Annotated in this window: 13 protein-coding genes; 1 reads left to right on the top strand and 12 read right to left on the bottom strand. The window is 42.3% G+C overall.

The features are described from left to right. Positions 1-16: 16 nt before the first annotated feature. The 6 genes from ACLWMH_RS03975 to ACLWMH_RS03950 all read right to left on the bottom strand — a co-directional run bounded on the left by ACLWMH_RS03975 (position 17) and on the right by ACLWMH_RS03950 (position 8,097). Entirely contained in the window at positions 17-1,216 is a 1,200-nt protein-coding gene (locus ACLWMH_RS03975) for an acetate/propionate family kinase (RefSeq protein ID WP_411915452.1), read from the bottom strand. 24 nt (positions 1,217-1,240) lie between these two features. Continuing rightward, complete coding sequence (gene pta / locus ACLWMH_RS03970; RefSeq protein WP_411915451.1) at positions 1,241-2,257, bottom strand: phosphate acetyltransferase; 1,017 nt, start codon at positions 2,255-2,257, stop codon at positions 1,241-1,243. Positions 2,258-2,397: 140 nt separating this feature from the next. Further along, positions 2,398-2,718, bottom strand: coding sequence for a thioredoxin (trxA, locus tag ACLWMH_RS03965; RefSeq protein ID WP_411915450.1), 321 nt, complete (start codon positions 2,716-2,718; stop codon positions 2,398-2,400). A gap of 91 nt (positions 2,719-2,809) precedes the next feature. Further along, entirely contained in the window at positions 2,810-6,550 is a 3,741-nt protein-coding gene (gene dnaE / locus ACLWMH_RS03960) for a DNA polymerase III subunit alpha (RefSeq protein WP_411915449.1), read from the bottom strand. A 224-nt stretch (positions 6,551-6,774) separates the two neighbouring features. Continuing rightward, a complete protein-coding gene (locus ACLWMH_RS03955; RefSeq protein ID WP_411915448.1) occupies positions 6,775-7,368 on the bottom strand; it encodes a response regulator transcription factor in 594 nt (197 codons plus the stop codon). 9 nt (positions 7,369-7,377) lie between these two features. Then, entirely contained in the window at positions 7,378-8,097 is a 720-nt protein-coding gene (locus ACLWMH_RS03950; protein ID WP_411915447.1) for a hemerythrin domain-containing protein, read from the bottom strand. A 457-nt stretch (positions 8,098-8,554) separates the two neighbouring features. On the opposite strand from ACLWMH_RS03950, the gene feoB reads away from it, so the two are divergent. Then, a complete protein-coding gene (gene feoB / locus ACLWMH_RS03945; protein WP_411915606.1) occupies positions 8,555-11,053 on the top strand; it encodes a ferrous iron transport protein B in 2,499 nt (832 codons plus the stop codon). A 204-nt stretch (positions 11,054-11,257) separates the two neighbouring features. On the opposite strand, the gene ACLWMH_RS03940 is transcribed toward feoB, so the two are convergent. From ACLWMH_RS03940 to ACLWMH_RS03915, 6 genes are all read right to left on the bottom strand, one after another. Continuing rightward, positions 11,258-12,556 carry a LysM peptidoglycan-binding domain-containing protein gene (locus ACLWMH_RS03940; RefSeq protein ID WP_411915446.1) on the bottom strand — a complete coding sequence of 433 codons (1,299 nt, stop codon included), beginning with the start codon at positions 12,554-12,556 and terminating at the stop codon, positions 11,258-11,260. 31 nt (positions 12,557-12,587) lie between these two features. Beyond that, positions 12,588-13,892 carry a 30S ribosomal protein S12 methylthiotransferase RimO gene (rimO, locus tag ACLWMH_RS03935; protein ID WP_411915445.1) on the bottom strand — a complete coding sequence of 435 codons (1,305 nt, stop codon included), beginning with the start codon at positions 13,890-13,892 and terminating at the stop codon, positions 12,588-12,590. Further along, positions 13,893-14,843: a signal recognition particle-docking protein FtsY gene (ftsY, locus tag ACLWMH_RS03930; protein ID WP_411915444.1), complete on the bottom strand. Its 951-nt coding sequence runs from the start codon at positions 14,841-14,843 to the stop codon at positions 13,893-13,895. 9 nt (positions 14,844-14,852) lie between these two features. Beyond that, on the bottom strand, positions 14,853-15,992 hold the full coding sequence (nspC, locus tag ACLWMH_RS03925; RefSeq protein ID WP_411915443.1) for a carboxynorspermidine decarboxylase: 1,140 nt from the start codon (positions 15,990-15,992) through the stop codon (positions 14,853-14,855). Positions 15,993-16,514: 522 nt separating this feature from the next. Continuing rightward, positions 16,515-17,441: a peptide-methionine (R)-S-oxide reductase MsrB gene (gene msrB, locus ACLWMH_RS03920; RefSeq protein WP_411915442.1), complete on the bottom strand. Its 927-nt coding sequence runs from the start codon at positions 17,439-17,441 to the stop codon at positions 16,515-16,517. 208 nt (positions 17,442-17,649) lie between these two features. Continuing rightward, positions 17,650-20,502 carry a M16 family metallopeptidase gene (locus ACLWMH_RS03915; RefSeq protein ID WP_411915441.1) on the bottom strand — a complete coding sequence of 951 codons (2,853 nt, stop codon included), beginning with the start codon at positions 20,500-20,502 and terminating at the stop codon, positions 17,650-17,652. Positions 20,503-20,514 lie beyond the last annotated feature (12 nt).

The raw sequence follows: 20,514 nt of genomic DNA, 5'->3' as shown, positions 1-20,514 counted from the left end.
CCAATGAGGCTAAAGGTTACTTATTTACTATTTCGTAAGTATCGGAGGCTATCATCAGCTCCTCGTCTGTCGGTACAACGAGTACCTTGACGCGACTATTTGGAGTGCTGATTACTGCTTCTGTACCATGCACAGAAGCATTGAGTTTTTTATCAATTTCTATGCCCATGAACTCCATATTATCGCATACAAACTCGCGAGTAGAAACTTGATTTTCACCTACGCCACCTGCAAATACCAAGATATCCAATCCGCCCATAGCAGCAGCAAGGGCTCCTAAATATTTGCGGATCTGATAGTCATACATCTTTAGTGCTAACTTAGCGCGCTCGTTTCCTTGTGATATAGCTTCTTCTATTTCACGCATATCGGAAGAAACCCCGCTAACGCCAACTACACCGCTCTTCTTATATATAACATCCGACAACTCATCGTAGCTTAACCCTGCTTCCTTACCAAGGAAAAGAAGCGCGCCTGCATCTAAGTTACCACTGCGCGTTCCCATAATAAGTCCTTCCATAGTAGTCATACCAAGGGATGTGTCAAGAACTTTACCATTGACTATGGCATTCATAGAAGCTCCGTTACCAATATGGGCAGTGACTATCTTAGAGTGATTGAAATCTATACCGGTTATTTCACAAGCACGTTTGCTAATATAGCGATGGCTGGTACCGTGAAATCCATACTTACGAATACCATACTTTTCGCAGTATTCATAGGGAAGCGCATAGCGATACACATACTCCGGCATAGATTGCTGGAATGCTGTATCAAAGACTCCCACTTGTGGCACTTTAGGCAACAATTCCGTTACAGCACGAACTCCACTTACCGTAGCCGGATTGTGCAAAGGGGCAAGATTAGTAAAGGCATTTACATCGTTGATAACATCTTCAGTAATTAAAGTGCTGGTACTATAGCGATCACCACCGTGTACCAAACGATGCCCAACTGCTCCTATTTCATCCAAACTCTTTAGGCAGCCATACTCCTTGCTTAGCATAGTCTGAAGGATGAAGTCTATAGCTGCAGTATGCTCATTAAGTGGCTTCTCAAGGATAACCTTTTCTCCATTGGGCAACTTTACCTTTAAGAAGCTTCCCTTGAGCCCCAATTTCTCAACTTGACCTTGTGCAACGACAGTACCTTCCGGCATGTCTATGAGTTTATATTTTACAGAGCTACTTCCGCAGTTAAGTACTAATATTTTCATGTCTGTTCTTCCTGTAGATGATTATTACTTCTTATTGGATTTCTTGAGTGAAATAGCCTGATTAGCTGTCATAGCTACGAGATTATAAATATCTATAGCAGCACAACCACGACTCAAATCATTCACCGGAGCACCCATGCCTTGGAATACAGGACCAATAGTTGTTGCTCCACCAAGACGCTCTACCATCTTATAAGCTATATTACCCACTTCCAGAGAGGGGAATACAAGTACGTTGGCACGACCGGCAACTTTACTATTAGGTGCCTTAAGTTTTCCAATAGACTCTACTAATGCAGCATCTGCTTGGAGTTCACCATCAATAGCCAAATTCGGTGCCATTTCCTTTGCAATGCGTGTGGCTTCTACTACCTTATCTACGTCATCTCCCTTGCCGCTGCCTAAAGTAGAGTAGCTCAAGAGGGCAACACGAGGATCTATGCCACATACATCACGAGCAGTCTCTGCAGAACATACCGCTATCTCAGCCATTTCTTGTGCTGTAGGACGTGGGGTAACAGCTACATCAGCTACAAGTACAAAACCATTATCTCCGTAGGGGCTATTCGTCAGAAGAAGGAAAGCCCCACTTACACACTTGATCCCGGGTTTCGTTTTAATGATTTGCAGGGCAGGGCGAAGCACATCCTTCGTATAACTAATGGCACCGGCTACAAAGCCATCAGCATCTCCGGCCTTCACCATTAAGCAACCATAGTAAAGAGGATCGTTTACAAGCTTTTCAGCTTCCTCACGAGTCAATCCTTTGCTCTTGCGAAGTTCAACGAGCAGATCTACATAGCTTGCTCGCTTTTTACTATCTATCGGATTGATAATTTCGCTCTTTTCAATGTTAGTTAGACCTAATTCCTTTGCTTTTGCGATGATTTCATCGTGCTTGCCTAATAGGATAGGACGAACTACTTTGTCTGCAATAAGTTTGTCTGCAGCCGTAAGGGTACGAGGTTCTGTCCCTTCGGGTAGCACGATCCGTTGCATGTCTTCTTTAGCTCGTGCTATTATTTGATCCATCAATTCCATAAATATATCCTTTTGATTAATTTTTCAGTCCAAAATGCTTTATACAATAACAATAAAAACACTCTGTCAAACTACGCTATATTAGTTATGCAGCATATTCAACAGAGTGTCTATTGCAATCCGATTCTCTCTACTTCTTGTTACTTAAGAAGATTTTCTGCTTCTGCTTTTAGGGTTGCTTTTGATTGAACGCCTACCAGTTTCTTTACCACTTCACCACTTTTGTTGAAGAAAAGAATAGTAGGAATATTTCTCACGCCATACTTAGCAGGTATTTCGCTATTAGCATCCACATCAATCTTACCAACAATGATCTTCCCGGCATATTCATCAGCGAGTTCGTTGATCATAGGACCAACCATTTGACAAGGACCACACCACGTAGCCCAAAAGTCGATGATTACAGGAAGTCCTTCTGCCATAATTGCTTCATAGGAAGCGTCCGTTATTTCCATTGCCATAAAATAAATCTGCTTTGATATTAATCAGTTTAACCTCACCCTACCTGTGCTATCCACAAAGAGAGCCTTTACAATTGCAAAAATAGCTAATCTATTTGACTTTACAGCGAAGTTCATACTTTTCAATTATTCGACATAGCCATGATCCGGGATGTATCCGAAACCGTCTGGAGGCTACATCTATGGAATAATGTTTCTGAGGATCGCACAAATTGAATGAAAGTTCAGATTTTCCTTTGTTCTCCTTGCACCCATCCACTAACTCTTCGATGAAGTCCTCAATATAACTTTCGTCTACCATAGCCAAGTTTAATTGTAAGATGACTTCGTTAACAAGCGTATCTGCCACGTTGGGCAGTGCATTTACATCCTGTACATTTAGGTAAACGCGTTCTCCTGTCTTATCATATTTCGGACGGCTGGCATTGAGTGTAAGTAAGAGAAATTCATTCTCTTTGAAGTAGCCTCTAAACTTATAGTTTTCTTCACCCCAGATGCGCAGTTCATGGCTTCCGGAATAGTCGTTGATTACAATAGAGGAGTACTCCTTTGTAATATTTCCATTTGCACTTTGCCATGTTCCCGAAGTTACCTTGGAGATATAACCGGCAACACGCACTTCCGTACCAACTAAATCCGCAGGATTCTTTAGATCGTCAGTTGTATTGGTACAATAGTTTTTGATAATGAATTCATATGGGTCTAATGGATTGCCGCTTAAAAATATACCGATGAGACTGCTCTCATCAAGTAGCTCTTCTAAACGGCTACGCCTTGCCCCCGCAGTAGGTTCCGGCTTGTTAATATCAATAGGGTGGGCTTCTCCGAACAGCGATATGCTACTTTCTTTTGTTTCTTGCTGACAGGTCTTGCTATAGGCTATTAATGCAGTTATAAAGTCTGCATCAGTGCCGTTCTTCGGAATAGCAAAATAGTCATCTCTATTGAGATCAAAGCAATCGAAAGTACCACTCTTGATAAAACATTCGATTGTTTTTCTGTTAAGTGACTGATAGGGGACTCGCTTGAAAAAGTCGTACACGTCCTTAAAATGTCCATTTGCATTCCTCTCTTCTATGATAGCAGCTACCGCAGAAGAGCTAACACCTTTTATCGCCCCTATCCCAAAGCGTATATCTCCTTTGTCAGTTACACTAAATGTGTTATGAGACTCGTTAATATCGGGAGGTAGCACATTAATTCCCATAGCGTTGCACTCATTCATTAGCTTGGCCACTTCATCTGCCTTACGTAGCATGCAACTCAAGTTACCGGCCATAAATTCACTGGGGTAGTGTGCTTTTAGATAGGCTTCTTGATAGGATACATAGGCATAGCAGGCTGAGTGGCTCTTATTGAAGGCATATTGTGCAAAGCTTTTCCACCCTTGCCAGATCTTAGAAAGTGTTTCTGTGGAGTGACCATTAGCCTCGCCTCCCTTCATAAATTTCGTTTCAAGGGCCGCAAGGATTTTCTCCCGTTTCTTTGCCATCCCTTTACGAAGTTTATCACTCTCTCCTCTCGTGAAGCCGGCAATAGATCGAGAAAGACGCATGACCTGCTCTTGGTATACGGTGATACCATAGGTTTCTTTGAGCACCTCTTCCTCTTCGGGAAGCGTATAGTTTATCTCTGATTTGCCATGTCGGCGGTTGATATATTCAGGGATACTATCCATGGGACCCGGTCGATAAAGGGCATTCATAGCGATAATATCTTCGAAACGGGAAGGATGAAGTGCCATTAAGTGCTTTTGCATACCGGGAGATTCAAACTGGAAGATTGCCACCGTACGACCTGAAGAAAACAGATCAAAGGTTTTTTTGTCCTCCAACGAAATGTGATCAATATCGACATCTTCTCCGGTAGTCTCCTTAATCAAGCGAAGTGTTTCTTTGATAATGGCTAATCCTTGTAATCCAAGGAAGTCCATTTTGATCAATCCGGTTGACTCGATCACGTCTCCGGGATACTGGGTGACAACTACTTTTTCTGTATCTCCCTTTTCTCCTTCATTGACAGTGCGTTGTTTCTTCGCGGTTGCTAAAGGTACCACTTTGCTAAGATCAGTAGCAGAAATGATAACTCCACTGGCATGTACACCGGTTCCTCTTACGCGATTTTCAACACGAGTAGCATAGGATAGGACAGTCTTATCCAGTTCGCTTCCGTTGTCCGCAATTTCTTTGAGGTCAGGTACATTCTCTATAGCAGCCTCGATCGTTACATCTTTTACGCCGGGGATCTTGCTTGGAATGAGTTTGGAGATTCGGTCTCGCTCTCTTTGAGGCATTTTTTCAATGCGACCCATATCTTGAACTGCACTCTTGGCTTTCAACTGAGAGAAAGTGACGATATGAGCTACCTTTTCCTTTCCATACTTTTCGGTAACATACTCCAGCACCTTATCACGCCCTACATCTTCAATATCTATGTCGATATCTGGTAATGAGGTTCGGTCCGGATTGAGGAATCGCTCAAAAAGAAGGTCATACTTAATGGGGTCTATTTTAGTGATGTTAAGTGTGTATGCTACTACACTACCGGCAGCAGAGCCTCGGCCCGGCCCTATTGAAACGCCCATATCTCGGGCTGCTTTTATCAAATCCCATACTACAAGGAAGTAGGTCGGGAATCCCATTCTATTTATAGTTTCTAACTCAAAGTCAAGACGCTCCCGCACAACGTCGGGAAGAGGAGTACCATATCGCTCTGCAGCTCCGACATCGGTGAGATGCTTAAGGTATTCGCTTGGGGTCTTAAAGGGTTCCGGTATAGCAAATTCCGGCATAAGCGCATCGTGATTGATTGAATAAAGCTCAACCTTCTCTAATATCTCAAGTGTATTAGAGAGCACTTCAGGATGATCTTTGAATATTTCATTCATCTCCTCCTGTGTTTTGAACCACTCCTCTCCGGAATAGCTCATCCCTTTATCCTCATCATCTGTGACCTCCATATCAGCAAGTTCTTTACCCAAGCCTACACAGAGCAATCGCTTATGTACATCAGCATCTTCACGATTGAGGAAGTGGACGTCATTAGTGGCAATAACCTTTACGCCACACTTCTCCGAAAGCTCATAAAGCGCTTCATTTACTATGAGTTGTTTTTGATAGGTATGCTTATTATATCCTTTGCGTGAGGTTTGGTGTAGCTGTACCTCTAAGTAAAAGTCATCCCCAAATATCCCTTTGAACCAGCGTATGGTTTCCTCAGCCAAGTCCTTTCGTCCGCCTAATATATGCTGTGGAATCTCTCCTGCAATACAGGCAGTAGACACAATAATGCCTTCGTGATATTTCTCCAAAAGTTCCTTATCAATGCGAGGCTTGTAGTATTCTCCCTCTGTGTAAGCAAGGGAGACCATCTTGATTAGATTCTGGTAGCCGGTATAATTCTTGGCAAGAAGAATAAGATGCCACCCCGAACTATCAATAGATTTATTGGGAGCATAGGGGTGTGGAACATTTTTTTCTTTCAGGAAACGTGATCTTCGCGCACAATATGCCTCACAGCCCACAATGGGTATGAATAGTTTTTTCTTTAGCTCTGTTATTTTGTCTTCCAGCTCAGGAATTCCTTCAGTATCATTCTGTTCCTTTTTCCCTTTTATCTGACTTTCTATCTCGTGAATCTGATCAAGAGTTCCGGAGTTGATCTGATTAACCTGGTCAGTAAAATACTTTATCCCATACATCACCCCATGGTCCGTAATAGCCATACCTCGCATACCATCCGCACGGGCTTTGGAGATAAGTTCTTCTATGCTGGAGAGACCATCCAATGTGGAGTAGTAGGTGTGTACATGTAAGTGAACAAATGGGTTCATAATAGTCTTATTCTTTGGGCAATGTATAAAAGTAGCATCACGACAATACCTTCATCTTATTAAAGGGTAGTCATTACCGCGATACAAAGGTACATGATCAACCTTCCTAAGTCAAGAGTTTTGTTGTTTACTTTTCAACAACAAAGTCATTCTCTAAAATGCCCTCTCCTTAGCTCAAAAAGAATAGAGCCGAGGGACAACATGAAGAAAGTGTGCTGATTGCGTTACAGCTTAGTCTCATCTATGCTCACCAGCTTATTGGTGATCGCATAAATAGTTAGTCCGCTCGGGCTATGGATCTGAAGTTTCTTGGCAATATTCCTTCGGTGGGTAATCACCGTATGAATGGAGAGAGAGAGTTTGGCGGCAATTTCCTTATTAGTCAGTCCTTTGGCTACCAAGGTAACCACATTCTCTTCTCTGGGGGATAGAGCAGTTCGCTCTTCTGCCTTCTCAGTAGGTGCATCCAGCTGACTATTGATCAGATTCAAAAGCACATCTTCCTTGCAGTCCACATCTATAAAAGTATGATAACCTACAAACCTTAGATCTTGCATGCCACTGTACAAAAGCCCGATCACTTTCGTATCTCTTATGTGGGGCAATATCTTGCTATCCAACTTTACCCCACAGATGAGTGGATTGACTATTACTAGATCCGGCTTATAAGTGCTGATAGCCTCTGTCAGCTCTTCTAAATCGGGATTTATCAGGACTTGAGTGCGAAATTTATTCGCTCTTCTTAGCACTGCTTCACATCCCAAGGCCACTATAGGGGTTGGATCTGCAACGAGTACTTTCGTTATGGATCTTATCATGATGTAAAACTATGCCTTTCTTTTTGCTTCTAGTGCGCTTATCAATGGTATAAAGAGGTTATCTTCAACAGAATTATGCATTGCCAAATCATGTTCCGTTTCAAATAGCTCGTGTACTACAAAAGTGAGATCATATCCCTTGCCATCGGGGTAATACTTTATTAGAATATTCTTTAGTTCACTTATTTTCGCTTCTACTTTGTCGTGGCGTCTACCATAAACGGCAATATTATAGTGTTCGTCATGTTCGTTGGTATTGCCCTCAAGTATCCGCTCTACATAAGGGAAAACGGTCTTGTTTTCATATCCCATATGTTTATTTACCTCTTCTACATACTCATCGTAGAATTTAATAATCAGTTGGGTGATCTCCTTTGGCCCATCTGCAATAGCAGCTAAAAGCTCTTTGCGAAGCATGGGGAGACGATAGGAGAGGAAGTAGTGATGGCTACGCTTTAAGTAGTCAATCAGGGCTGTGGGGGAGAGCTCTTCCGATCCCAGCTGCATTATTTCGTTATAATCTATATCATTCGTTATTACATTGATAGTAGCCAGTAGAGTAGGAGTGTGTACATTATTTCTTTTACTTACATCTCCTATTGTAGCATTATCTCCAAACCCTAAGGGAATGCCAAATCGAGTCATTACAAGTAGAATGTCGTAGCACTCCGCAATAAGGTCGCTAATAAAGGTGTCACTAGTATAGTAACGAGGTTGCTGTAGTTTCATAGAAAGGGACTTTTGTCGCTCGTATTTGTTCTCTTTGTTATAGCAATTGCTTCCGGTAGGTCAGAAGATTTGCTACTCAACTTATGACAAAGATAAGAATATTACTTCGTGTGATATAATCTATCTGAAAGACCTTTAAGGTACGGGTCGTTATAAATAGGTATTCATCAAAGGTAGTTAGATATGCCCATCAATTTTTTCGCGTTTATTAGACATAGTATAATGCTCTGTATATCACCCGAGGAAAAAACATCTATATCTTTCATTTGAAACATCTATACTTTTCAATTCAAACATCTATACTTTTTGAATTAAAGATCTATAAGTATTGTAAGGTGAGGAGATACCTAAACTAAAGAGATTTGTGACACTATCTCATATCAATACCTACTTCTGGGTATAGTAATGGCCGAGAAATGGGGGATGAAAACGAGAAACGCTGTGTAACTTTGTGGAGATGAAACTTTCAGAGCTACAACCAGGACAAACAGCACGCATACTACGTGTAGGTGGCAGCGGAGCTTTTCGCAAAAGAATCCTTGAAATGGGATTTCTGCGCGGTAAAGAGGTTACCATGCTTCAAGCTGCTCCCATGAAAGACCCCCTCTACTTTAGAGTAATGGGGTACAATGTTTCCATGCGAATAAACGAGGCGAAACTGATCCAAATAGAGCTGATTGAACCTCATGAATTAGAGAGCGCAACACAAGAGGAGAACTTAATCCAATCTTCTACCTGTGAAAGGGAGAAGAGCGAGCTCGCAATAGTGGATAAAGTGCATAAACGTCCTACAATAAGGATAGTCCTAGTGGGTAATCCTAATTGTGGTAAAACAACCATCTTCAATGCTGCCAGTGGGGCACATGAACGGGTGGGTAATTATAGTGGAGTGACAGTAGATGCACAAAAAAGTCACTTCAGACATAAGAACTACAATATAGAAATAGTGGATCTACCTGGTAGCTATTCTCTTTCCCCCTATAGCCCCGAAGAACTTTTCATTCGCCGCTATTTGACGGATGAAAAAACACGTCCGGATATTGTAATTGATGTCGTAGATAGTGGTAATCTGGAGCGCAATCTGTACTTAACCATGCAGATAAAAGAGATGGGGCTAAGAATGGTTGTAGCCCTCAACATGCATGATGAGTTAGAGAAAAGCAACGCAAAGCTTGATGAACAACAACTCAGCAAGCTGTTGGATATACCCCTCGTGCCAACTGTTGGAAGGACAGGACAAGGACTGGAGGATCTTTTTGATGCAGCTGTTGCCTTATACGAAAAACCGGCATCAGAAGACCGTTTTATCCGAATTCCATACGGAACTAACATAGAGCCATCTGTCAAAGAGTTAAGTGATAGTATAGAGCTACACCTTCGGCTTCCTATTTATATTTCCTCGCGGTATGTGGCGGTCAAATTACTTGAAAGGGATTCGGAAATAGAACGAATAGTCCAACAAGATAAAAAAGGTGGGTTTATCCTTGCTAAAGCAAAGTATGAGTACGAAAAGATCAATCGTCTCTTAGGCGGAGAAGAGGTTGAAACAGTTATTACAGACGCTCTATACGGATTTATATCGGGAGCTTTACGCGAAACCTATCGCCCCGCTCAAAGGAGCAAGCGAACAAAGACTGATCGGATTGACCATTGGTTGATACATCGATGGTGGGGCTTTCCTATCTTTATCTTATGCATTGCACTAATGTTCCAGGCGACCTTCTCTCTGGGGAAGTATCCGCAGGGATGGATAGAGTCCTTGGTCGACTGGTTAGGTAGTACCATCACAGACGCAATGCCATCCGGACCACTGCGCGATCTGATTGTGGATGGCATTATCAGTGGAGTGGGCGGAGTCATTGTTTTCTTACCTCAAATATTGATTCTCTACCTATTCATCTCCTTCTTTGAAGACACCGGCTATATGGCGAGAGCTGCCTTCATTATGGATAAGGTGATGCACAGGATGGGGCTCCATGGTAAGAGTTTCATACCGCTAATAATGGGCTTTGGTTGTAATGTGCCGGCTGTAATGGCAAGTAGAACAATAGAGAGCCCACAAAGCAGGCTTATCACAATGTTGATAACCCCATTGATGAGTTGTAGTGCACGTCTGCCTATCTATCTACTCTTAGCCGGAGCATTCTTCCCAAACCAAGCTGGATTAGTATTGTTCATAATGTATGCTTTGGGCGTGTTGCTTGCAGTTGTGATAGCACGACTCTTCCGCAAAGCCCTATTTAAAGAGGAAGATATTCCCTTTGTGATGGAATTGCCACCTTATCGCATACCTACTTCTAAGTCGTTGCTGATCCACATGTGGGAAAAGTCAAAAGAATATCTCCAAAAAATGGGTACTATAATATTAGCAGCCTCAATTGTAATATGGATGCTAAGTTACTTTCCCCGAAAAGATATAATGCAAAGAGAAGAGGTTGCCATAAATAAGATTGAGCAAAACCAAACACTCTCTGAGACTATGAAGGAGTTGCAAAAGAAAGAGACAACAGAGGCTTTCCGATCTGAGCAGCAAAGGCAGTCTTACTTGGGACGCATTGGCTTCGGTATACAGCCTATTCTTGCTCCTTTAGGCTTTGATTGGAAGGTGAGCATCGCCATTGTAAGCGGTATTCCTGCAAAAGAAGTAGTAGTCAGTACATTAGGTGTGCTCTATACCGGTCAAAGTGATGACTCTGAGGAGTCAACCTTTCGTCTATCGGAAAAGCTTAAAGCAGACCAAAACGGAACAGAGGGTTCCGGTCTTACTCCTCTGGAAGCTATTTCCTTCATGCTCTTTGTTTTGCTGTATTTTCCCTGTGTAGCTACGATTGTTGCTATTAGTCGCGAAGCCGGAAGCTGGAAGTGGGGAGGCATTACGATTGCATATACCTGTCTGTTGGCTTGGATCGTCTCCTTCCTTGTATATCAAGGGGGATTATTGTTGGGATTTGTATAAGTGAATGTGTGTTACTTTTGATTATGAGCACCTCGGTACAATTAATCATTGTCTACATAATAGCCGCGTTAACAATCACTCTCATTGTAAGACGCTTGTTACAGATGCTAAGGTCTAAAGGGGGAAAAGGGGCTCCACATTGTCCGGGATGCTCCAAATGCACTACGCACCCTATACCCGAGAAGCAGAAGAAGTAAAGTCCCCTTATAGCTTGTCTGCATCCGGATGCTTCAGCTTAGACTGAAGTTCCTCGGCTGCCTGTATCGATTCAGTATTATTTGCTGAAATACCCCATGACTCTAATGGGGGAAGATAGATCTTTGTATTGGGCTCAAGATGGTCAAATGACAAGAGCACATCCTTATTGGCATTGTATATATAAACCCAGAAGACCCTATTCCCATAAGTTTTGGTAGCAATCGATGCTAATGTATCCCCACTTCTAACGACATAAGGCGTATAACCTGATTCTACACGAAGATCAAGCTTCTGAGACCTATTCACTTTAGGTTTAGTATCAACTCGCTGAACAGCAACAGCAGGTTGCCGGTCTGTAGAGTCTTTTTTATCCTCGCGAACAGAAGACTCTGAATAAGGTGCACAAGTAGGCTCTTTTTCTTCAGTAATAGTAGTTTGAGGTACTGAAGTTACTGTGTCTTCACGAGAAAGGGAGGTACAACCTTGCGATTGACGTAAGTGAGGGATAATTGAAATAATAAAGTATCCTAGAGAAAGGATTAATATTACGAGTAGCCATACCTTTAGCCCGGCCCCATTTCGCTTCTGCTTCTTTTCTTTGGTATCTCTAATGAGTGGTGGTAGAGTAGTCTGTGAGATCTTTTTAATAGGTGGGGGAAGAATGGCTTTTTGTGGAAGTTCAGGCGGTGTTGTTCTACGAAGAACGAGAGGAATATAGAGTGGTTCGTACCTAAGAGCCTCCATAAGTGAGGGAAATGATTGCTCCCTTATGCCCGATAAAATATTTTCGTTATTGAGCTTTGTCGGGGATAGAGCTGAAAATGGCTTATTGATATTGTTTAAAAGCTCTTGTGAAGGAGTCAAAAAAATCTTACTTCCATCGGAGGTAGCGCTAAAGGTACCTATGTGTTGCCACTGCAAACAATACCCCACACACATACACTCTTTAAAGGAATCTTTTATGGCATTAGACACCTTAAGAATTGTCTCTTTGGTGTAGGATAGTGTTTCAATGAGTAACTGATTGATAAGATCAGTTCCTTGTACGGAAACAGGGGAGACAAGGAGCCGAATATGAGGCGGAATGATCCAGGACTCACCATTAGATAGGTGTGCCACAAATTCTCCCTCCTTCTGTGTAGATAGTTCAACAATGCCCGGCAGGGTAGTCCCGGAAACTGTATATTCGGATGAAAGACGCTGGACAGTAAGCTCAATTAGCTTTTCCCAAACAGTCTTTACGGTATCATAATCTAAAGATGATGCCTCCGATAGTTTAATTAACCACTGTGCCGTTTCAATCATATTAGAGTCTCAAATTAAAGAGCATTTGTGTCTATTGTATAATAGGATGAGCGACAAGATCAAATCCTTCCGTTGCCGTAATCTCACACATATAGTAGTGTCCGGTGACAAGTCCTCTTGTTTGCTCCTTTGGAATAAGTACCTCCGGATCTACTTCAGGGGAATCGTATACAGTTCGCCCTATATAATAATCACTTTCTGTACGATCGATCAGCACTTCCAGCTGCTTCCCTATTAAGCTATCACTAAAGGAAGCACCTATTGGTTCCTGACAATTCATGAGTTGCTCCAAGCGCTCTGCCTTTATTTTTTGAGGCACATTATCCTCATAGTACTTGTATGCGTAAGTGTCCTTCTCATGCGAATAGGCAAAGGCTCCCAAGCGTTCAAATCGAGTTGACTCAACGAAATCCAGTAATTCGTCAAAATCTTTTTCCTCCTCTCCCGGATGTCCCACCATCATGGTAGTGCGAAGCACTATGTCAGGTACCTCACTACGAATATATTGAATTAGGTCAATCGTCTCCTCTTTGGTAATACCTCGTCGCATTAAGCGCAACATTTTATTTGATGCATGTTGCAAAGCTATATCAAGGTAATGGCATATATTCTCCCGCTCTTGAATTACAGGGATAATCTCTCTCGGGAAGCCTGTAGGATAAGCGTAATGCAGACGGATTCTTCTTATATCCTTTATATCGCTCAGACTCAATAGGAGATCACGTAAGGCGCCCTTCTTGCCAATATCCGATCCGTAGGAAGTAAGGTCTTGAGCGATGAGTTGTATCTCTGTGACTCCTTTAGAAGCCAGTGTTTTACCCTCTTGAACCAACTCAGATATCGGGCGAGACTTCATATCGCCTGTAATAATCGGGATAGCACAGTAAGAACAGTGCCGATTACATCCTTCCGAGATTTTCATATAGGCATAATGATGTGGAGTAGTAAGCGTCCTCTCGCCTAAGATAGCTCTGGTCGCTACTCCCAGATCTGAAAGCATTTTATGCCAATCGAATTTCCCGTAGAAAGCATCCACCTCAGGTATTTCGGATTCCAATTCATCACGGAAGCGTTCACTTAGACAGCCCATTACGATCAACTTGGCAATTCGTCCGCTTTTTTTAGCCTCTACAAAGCCCAGGATTGTATTGATAGACTCCTCCTGTGCGGCCGCAATAAACCCACAAGTATTAACTACTACGATCTCTCCGGTAATCCTTTTCGGATCGTGCCGCACACGATAGCCGGATGAAGCGAACAATCGAATTAATTGCTCGCTGTCAACAAGATTCTTCGAGCAGCCTAAAGTGATGATATTAACCTCTCCTCGATGCATTTATCCAAATAGAGAATCAACAAATTCTTTCTTCCTGAAGAGCTGCAAATCATCTATTTTTTCCCCTATTCCGATATATTTTACCGGAACCTTAAATTGATCTGATATGCCGATTACTACACCTCCTTTAGCTGTTCCATCCAGCTTAGTAATAGCAAGGGCAGTTACCTCTGTGGCAGCTGTGAATTGCTTGGCTTGTTCAAAGGCATTCTGACCTGTAGATCCATCTAATACCAGCAATACTTCCTGAGGCGCATCCGGTACAACCTTTTGCATCACGCGCTTAATCTTAGTAAGCTCATTCATCAGTCCTACTTTATTGTGTAAGCGACCGGCTGTATCAATAAGTACAATATCAGCCCCCTGAGAAACTGCAGACGACAGCGTATCAAAAGCTACCGAAGCCGGATCACTGCCCATTGTTTGCTTTACAATAGGTACGTCTACCCGTTGCGCCCATACTTCTAACTGATCAATGGCTGCTGCACGAAATGTATCTGCCGCTCCGATTACTACCTTGTGACCTGCTTTCTTAAATTGATAGGCGAGTTTGCCAATAGTCGTCGTTTTTCCTACACCATTGACCCCCACTACCATAATTACATAAGGACGCTTAACCCCTTCCAGAGAAAAACTATCCCCATCTACTAATCCATTTTCTGTGAGCAAAGCCTCAATTTCCTCTTTAAGAATCACATTCAGCTCACTAGTTGATACATATTTGTCACGTGCTACACGCGCCTCAATACGTTTGATTATTTTCAGCGTTGTATCAACCCCCACATCGCTTGTTACGAGTACATCTTCCAGATTATCTAGTACTTCGTCGTCAACCGTTGACTTACCTACTATAGCTCGTGTAAGCTTGCCAACCACATTCTCTTTGCTTTTAGAAAGCCCTTCGTCAAGTGTCTCTTTTTTCTTCTTAGAGAAGATGCCAAATAATCCCATATCTCAAACTTAATCCATTCTTCTTTTGTAATCCTCATAGGTGAAGTGTCTGAGCACTTCATAGCCGCCCTCTTCATGTAGCAACACAATATCCGGATGAGCTACTCCATTAAACATATTCGTTTTTACTGTGGTGTAGTGTAGCATATCCTCAAATATAATTTCATCTCCTATTTCGAGTGGTTCGTCAAAGCTCCATGCCCCTATATAGTCACCACTTAAGCAGCTCACCCCCCCCAAGCGATAGGTTGGAAGACCATTGATAGGTTCTTGATGCGCACCTCTAACAATGGGTTTGTAGGGCATTTCTAAGCAGTCCGGCATATGGCAAGTAAACGATACATCCAAAATAGCGGTCTGAATACCTGCATGAGACACTATGTCCACCACATGACTAATTAAAAAACCTGTTTGCCATGCAAAGGCACTTCCCGGTTCAAGGATTAGTTTTAGATGTGGATAGCGCTGCTTAAAGCCCTTGAGTACCTCTACAAGATGCTCTATATTGTACTCTTTATGCGTCATTAAATGCCCCCCTCCCATATTAAGCCATTGGGCTTGGCGTAGGGCTGTATCAAATTTCTTGGAAATAATACCCAAAGTACGCTCTAACTGAAAGCTATTCCCTTCGCACAACACATGAAAGTGTAATCCTTCAATACCTTTAGGCAATCCTTTGTCCAAGGCTTCGGCAGTAACACCGAATCGGCTACCCGGAAGAGCCGGATTATATAAGTCAGTTTCTACAGGAGAGTATTCCGGATTGATACGGATACCATACGACACATTAGGAGATAAATTTCCTTTATATCGTTCGTATTGAGAAAGAGAATTGAAGGAAATGTGAGAGGCATATTGTTGCCATTGTGCCCATTCGTTTGGTAGGTATGCAGGGGTGAAAGCATGTACTTGAGACTTCATCTCTTCATACCCCAAGCGAGCCTCCCAAAGTGAGCTTGCCGTAGAGGAAAAACCATACTCTCTAAATATGGGGAACGTACGCCAAAGTGCATACGACTTAAACGCCAAGATAATCTCGGCACCACTTTCATCGGAGACCTCTTTGATAGTAGCAAGATTTCGTCTGAGCAGTCTTTCCTCTAACACATAGGAGGCACGCTCTATTTCAGGATGGTCAATTCTCTTCACACTATAAAAGACATGTTGTTGAATAACCGCTTATCTTACAAGTAAATGCCTCCTATCCAACTCGGTAGAAGAGACACTTTCAGTAAAATGGATATTCAAATTCCTTCGTAGTTTGAGACTTTTTCAAAAGTCTCAATGCATTTATTCTCTTTCTTTTACCCGTACAAAGATAGACAAAATTAGAAGGATTACTTCTTCTTTTATCAGCGTAGCAGAAGAAGAGAGTAGTAGTCTAGGAAAAGTGTTTTCCCCACAGCTTTTATGCGGAAGTAAGTGACGAGCCAAGAAATGAAAGTTTCGTATACGGAGGAGAAACCGATGAATAATAGGTTCCGTTCTGCGTGTGATACAAACACTCGTCAGCCGCATTGTTTAAGGATCATAAGATTCCCTTTTATGGGATAGGCAACATATCCTCTTTGGGCTATGAAAATAGATCTATATCTTTTCCACAAAAGATACAGATGTTTCAAATGAAAGGTACTGATATTTCATTTCAAAGATCAGTACCTTTCGGGAAGTCTATTCTTTGATCATTGGGATGTACTGCCCATAGCCCTCCGCCTCCATATCCTTTAGAGGAATAAAGCGCAGTGCAGCACTGTTAATACAGTAGCGAAGTCCCCCATCTTCTATAGGACCATCCTCAAACACATGTCCCAAATGAATACCACTTGACGCGCCTTTGACCTCAGTGCGAAGCATACCATGGGAGCGGTCTGTATGTTCAGTTACAGCGGTTTCACTAATGGGACGTGTAAAAGCAGGCCATCCACAACCACTCTCATACTTGTCGCAAGATATAAACAATGGGGTGCCATCCACTATGTCCACATAGATGCCCGGTTCGAAAGTGTTGTTGTACTCATTGGCATAAGGAGGCTCGGTAGCGGCTTCTAATGTAACTTGGTATTGCAATGGGGTAAGGTGTTGCTTGAGAAGCTCTTTATCGATATAGCGTGTGCGATGTGCTTCTCTAATTTTGGAGCGACTGATGTGACAATACCCACCGGGATGCTTTTCTAAATACTTTTGGTGGTACTCTTCGGCCGGATAGAAGTTTTTCAATGACATAACCTCTACTACAATGGGCGATGCATACTTTTTTTGTTCTGAAGCTATTATACTTTGAATAACTTTCTCATCCTCTGGGGCCGTAAAGTAAATACCGGTTCGATAACTGCGCCCCACATCATTCCCTTGTCGGTTCAATATAGTGGGATCTACAACCTTGAAGTACATTTCAAGAATGAAGCTGAGTGGTACTTGGTCGCTATCGTAGTGCACGGCAATAGTTTCCGCATAATCACTATGCGTGTCTTCATAGCGAGGATTCTCGATCAAAGAGTTAGCGTATCCCACTTCTGTTTTAGTAACTCCTTGTATTCCATCAAAGTAGGCTTGCATACCCCAAAAGCAACCTCCCGCCAGATAAATTATTTTGATCATTGCTGTCATTTGTTCGTTGTTATATATTTATTATTTGTCCACATTTACGAGACCTTTACCTAATGCTCCTTATTCAAAGTTTCGTTTTTGCTTTCAGCAGTTACATCCACCTTAAGAATAGGGCATACTAAGATAAGCAATATAATAGAAAAGGGCTGTACCAAAGCGGTACAACCCTTTCCAATAACTTTTGCTCTATGAGCGTGTGTTACTTCTTACTAGCTTCTGTTTGATTGCTGCGTAGGATAAGTTCCAAGCGATTACCTGAGCTTATAATGGAGTTAAGCATATCGGTAATGTCCTTCGTTGTAATGCTATTCAATGTAGCATCAAACGTATCTGCATAGTTCTTTCCAAAGAAGTGATAAAGCTTGAGCTGATTCAGCCAATACCCATTGTCACGAAGAGACTCTGCATGACGCTTTTTGATACTGGTAATTGACTTGTCGAAAGCTGCCTGATCAACACCTTCTTTTACTATCTTGTCAAACTCTACATAAACGACTTCATTCAAAGAAGCTGCTTTCAGCGGATCACAGATAAACTGTACAATCACAGATGCAGCACCTTCGGGGAATTCATCTACACTAACTCCGGCATAAGGAGAGTATGTACCGCTCTCGCGCTCACGAATAGAAGCAATTAAGGTCTGATCCAGCACGTTGTTGAGAATCTCGCCCGTTAAGCTTGCCTTAAGGTCGTATTTGACAGCCCCCTGCAAGTGGTCAACAACTACTGCTGTCGGCGTATCAAAGTCCTTCTTGTACTGGATAGTCATCTGACCCTTACGAATATCCTCTTCCTTTTTGCGGTCCATCTTTGCAACAGCCTTGCCCTTTGGTATGCTACCAAGGTACTTAGCAATAAGCGGCTTAGCGGCTTCAATATCTACATTACCTACAATGTAATACTGGAATCCATCGGCAGAACCCAAACGCTCACGTACCATTTTGAGAGCCTTATTATAGTCGACAGCATTCAAGTCAGCTTCTTTCAAGCTCTTATTACGTAAGCTATTATCGTAAAGGAGGTAAAGCATAGAGTCTTGCAAAGAAGACATCGGGTTACGCTCAACCATCTTCAAGTAAGAGATCTGCTTTTCTTTGTAAGCTTCAAAAGACTCAGTATCCTCATTCAAAGAAGTTTGATAGAGGTACACGAGTTGAAGCATTGTTTCGAAGTCTTTGATTGTAGAAGCTCCGGAGATAGAGGTAGTAAAGTCGTTAATACTTGCAGCCACACTTGCGCTACGACCGGCAAGAACCTTTGTTAAGTCAGTTCTATTAAACTTACCCACCTTACTCAAGTTAGCTACGTCACCCAATACATGGGTATGTAAGATATCATTAGGGGTAGTATAAAGGTAGTTACCTCCATGCGTAATACCGGAGAGACGAATTTCATCATCCTTGAAGTCTGTCGGCTTAATGTAAACAGTGATGCCGTTGTTCAGCTTAAGTTCGGTAGCACCAAACTGACCATTTTTCTTCTCGGAAACAATCTTACCACCCTTAAGAGGCTTGTCGATCAACGTCGTTGCGATAACCTCTTCCTTACGAGCTTCAATAGGCTCAGCAACTGTCTTGTTGTACAATGCAATCATCTCCTCAGCAGTCGGATAGGTAAGTCCTTCCTTTTCAGGACCGGTAAGGTACATTACCAAATTCTTACCGTCAGAAGAAATCAATTCCTTTACATAAGTATTAATGTCAGCCAGAGTAAATGATTGTGCGTATTGCTCTACAATCATCTTTTCCATCTCAATACCGGGGATATATCCTCCGTTTAGGAAGTAGTCCTTGTACTCTTCTACATAAGATGAGTTTGTTGTCTTCTCACGCTCATTGTAAAGGTCTTCGTAGCGCTTTAGAACATTTGTCTTAGCACGATCGTATTCACTCTGTAGGAAGCCATACTGGTTAACCTCTTCAATTTCCTTTACCAAAGCTTTGAAAGCCTCTTCCCAGCCTCCGTCTTTGGCTATTGCCATGAACTCAAAAGCATCTTTTGTCTTTACAAAGCCGAGCATCTCGCCACGGGATGCACTGGCATGCATAAAGGGTGCATTGGGCTTTCTAACAATCTCACGGAAACGCTCTCTAAATATAGTGTTCACAATGAAGTCGGCATAGTTTATAGCTGCTCCAAGGATAGTACCTCTTTGTTCGCGAGGCATTGGATCATGCTTAAACATGATAGTCAGTTCTGTTTTTGTAGCCTCCTTATCGGTAGCGATAGCAGCAATAGGAGTTGCATTGTCTGCTACAGGTACAAAATAGCGTTCTGCCGGATTTTCTCTCTTGGGTATATCGGCAAAGTATTCCTTAATTTTTGCTTCTACGTAGTCGGGATCCAAGTCACCAACAATGATAATACCTTGCAAATCAGGACGGTACCATTTGTGGTAGAAATCACGAATAGCTTTGTGTTCAAAGTTGTCAACTACTTCCATCGTACCGATAGGTAAGCGGTTGGCATACTTATTATTAGGGAGAATAACGGGAAGGAGCTTCTTAAAGTTGCGAATACCTGCATTGTTGCTTATACGCCACTCTTCATGAATAACGCCACGCTCCTCGTCAATTTCGCTGCCGAGCAATTCAATATTGCTACTCCAGTCATGTAAGATAAGGATACAACTGTCAATTACCTCGTTTCCTTTATCGGTAGGAGCATCCATTACCGTATATACAGTTTCGTCAAACGCTGTATAAGCATTCAGGTCTGCACCGAAACGGCAACCAATACGCTCTAAAAAGCTAATAAGGTTTTTACCGGGGAAGTTCTTTGTCCCATTAAATGCCATGTGCTCCAAGAAGTGAGCCAAACCCTGCTGGTTGTCATCTTCAAGGATAGAACCAACCTTTTGTGCTATGTAAAAGTGTGCACGTCCTTGGGGTTCTGTATTCTTGCGAATAATGTAGGTTAATCCATTGGGCAAAGTACCCATCTTAACAGCCGGATCAATTGGAAGTGACATGTTTTCCTGTGCCCCGGCAATAGTAGGCATCAGGAAAGTCGCTAACAGGAGTAGCGGTGTCAATAGTTTTTTCAATCGCATAAATATCTTTCT

Source organism: Porphyromonas miyakawae (assembly GCF_045865415.1).
Lineage (GTDB): Bacteria > Bacteroidota > Bacteroidia > Bacteroidales > Porphyromonadaceae > Porphyromonas > Porphyromonas miyakawae.
The sequence above is the reverse complement of the archived record's forward strand: the minus strand, read 5'-3'. Positions and strand labels throughout refer to the sequence as shown.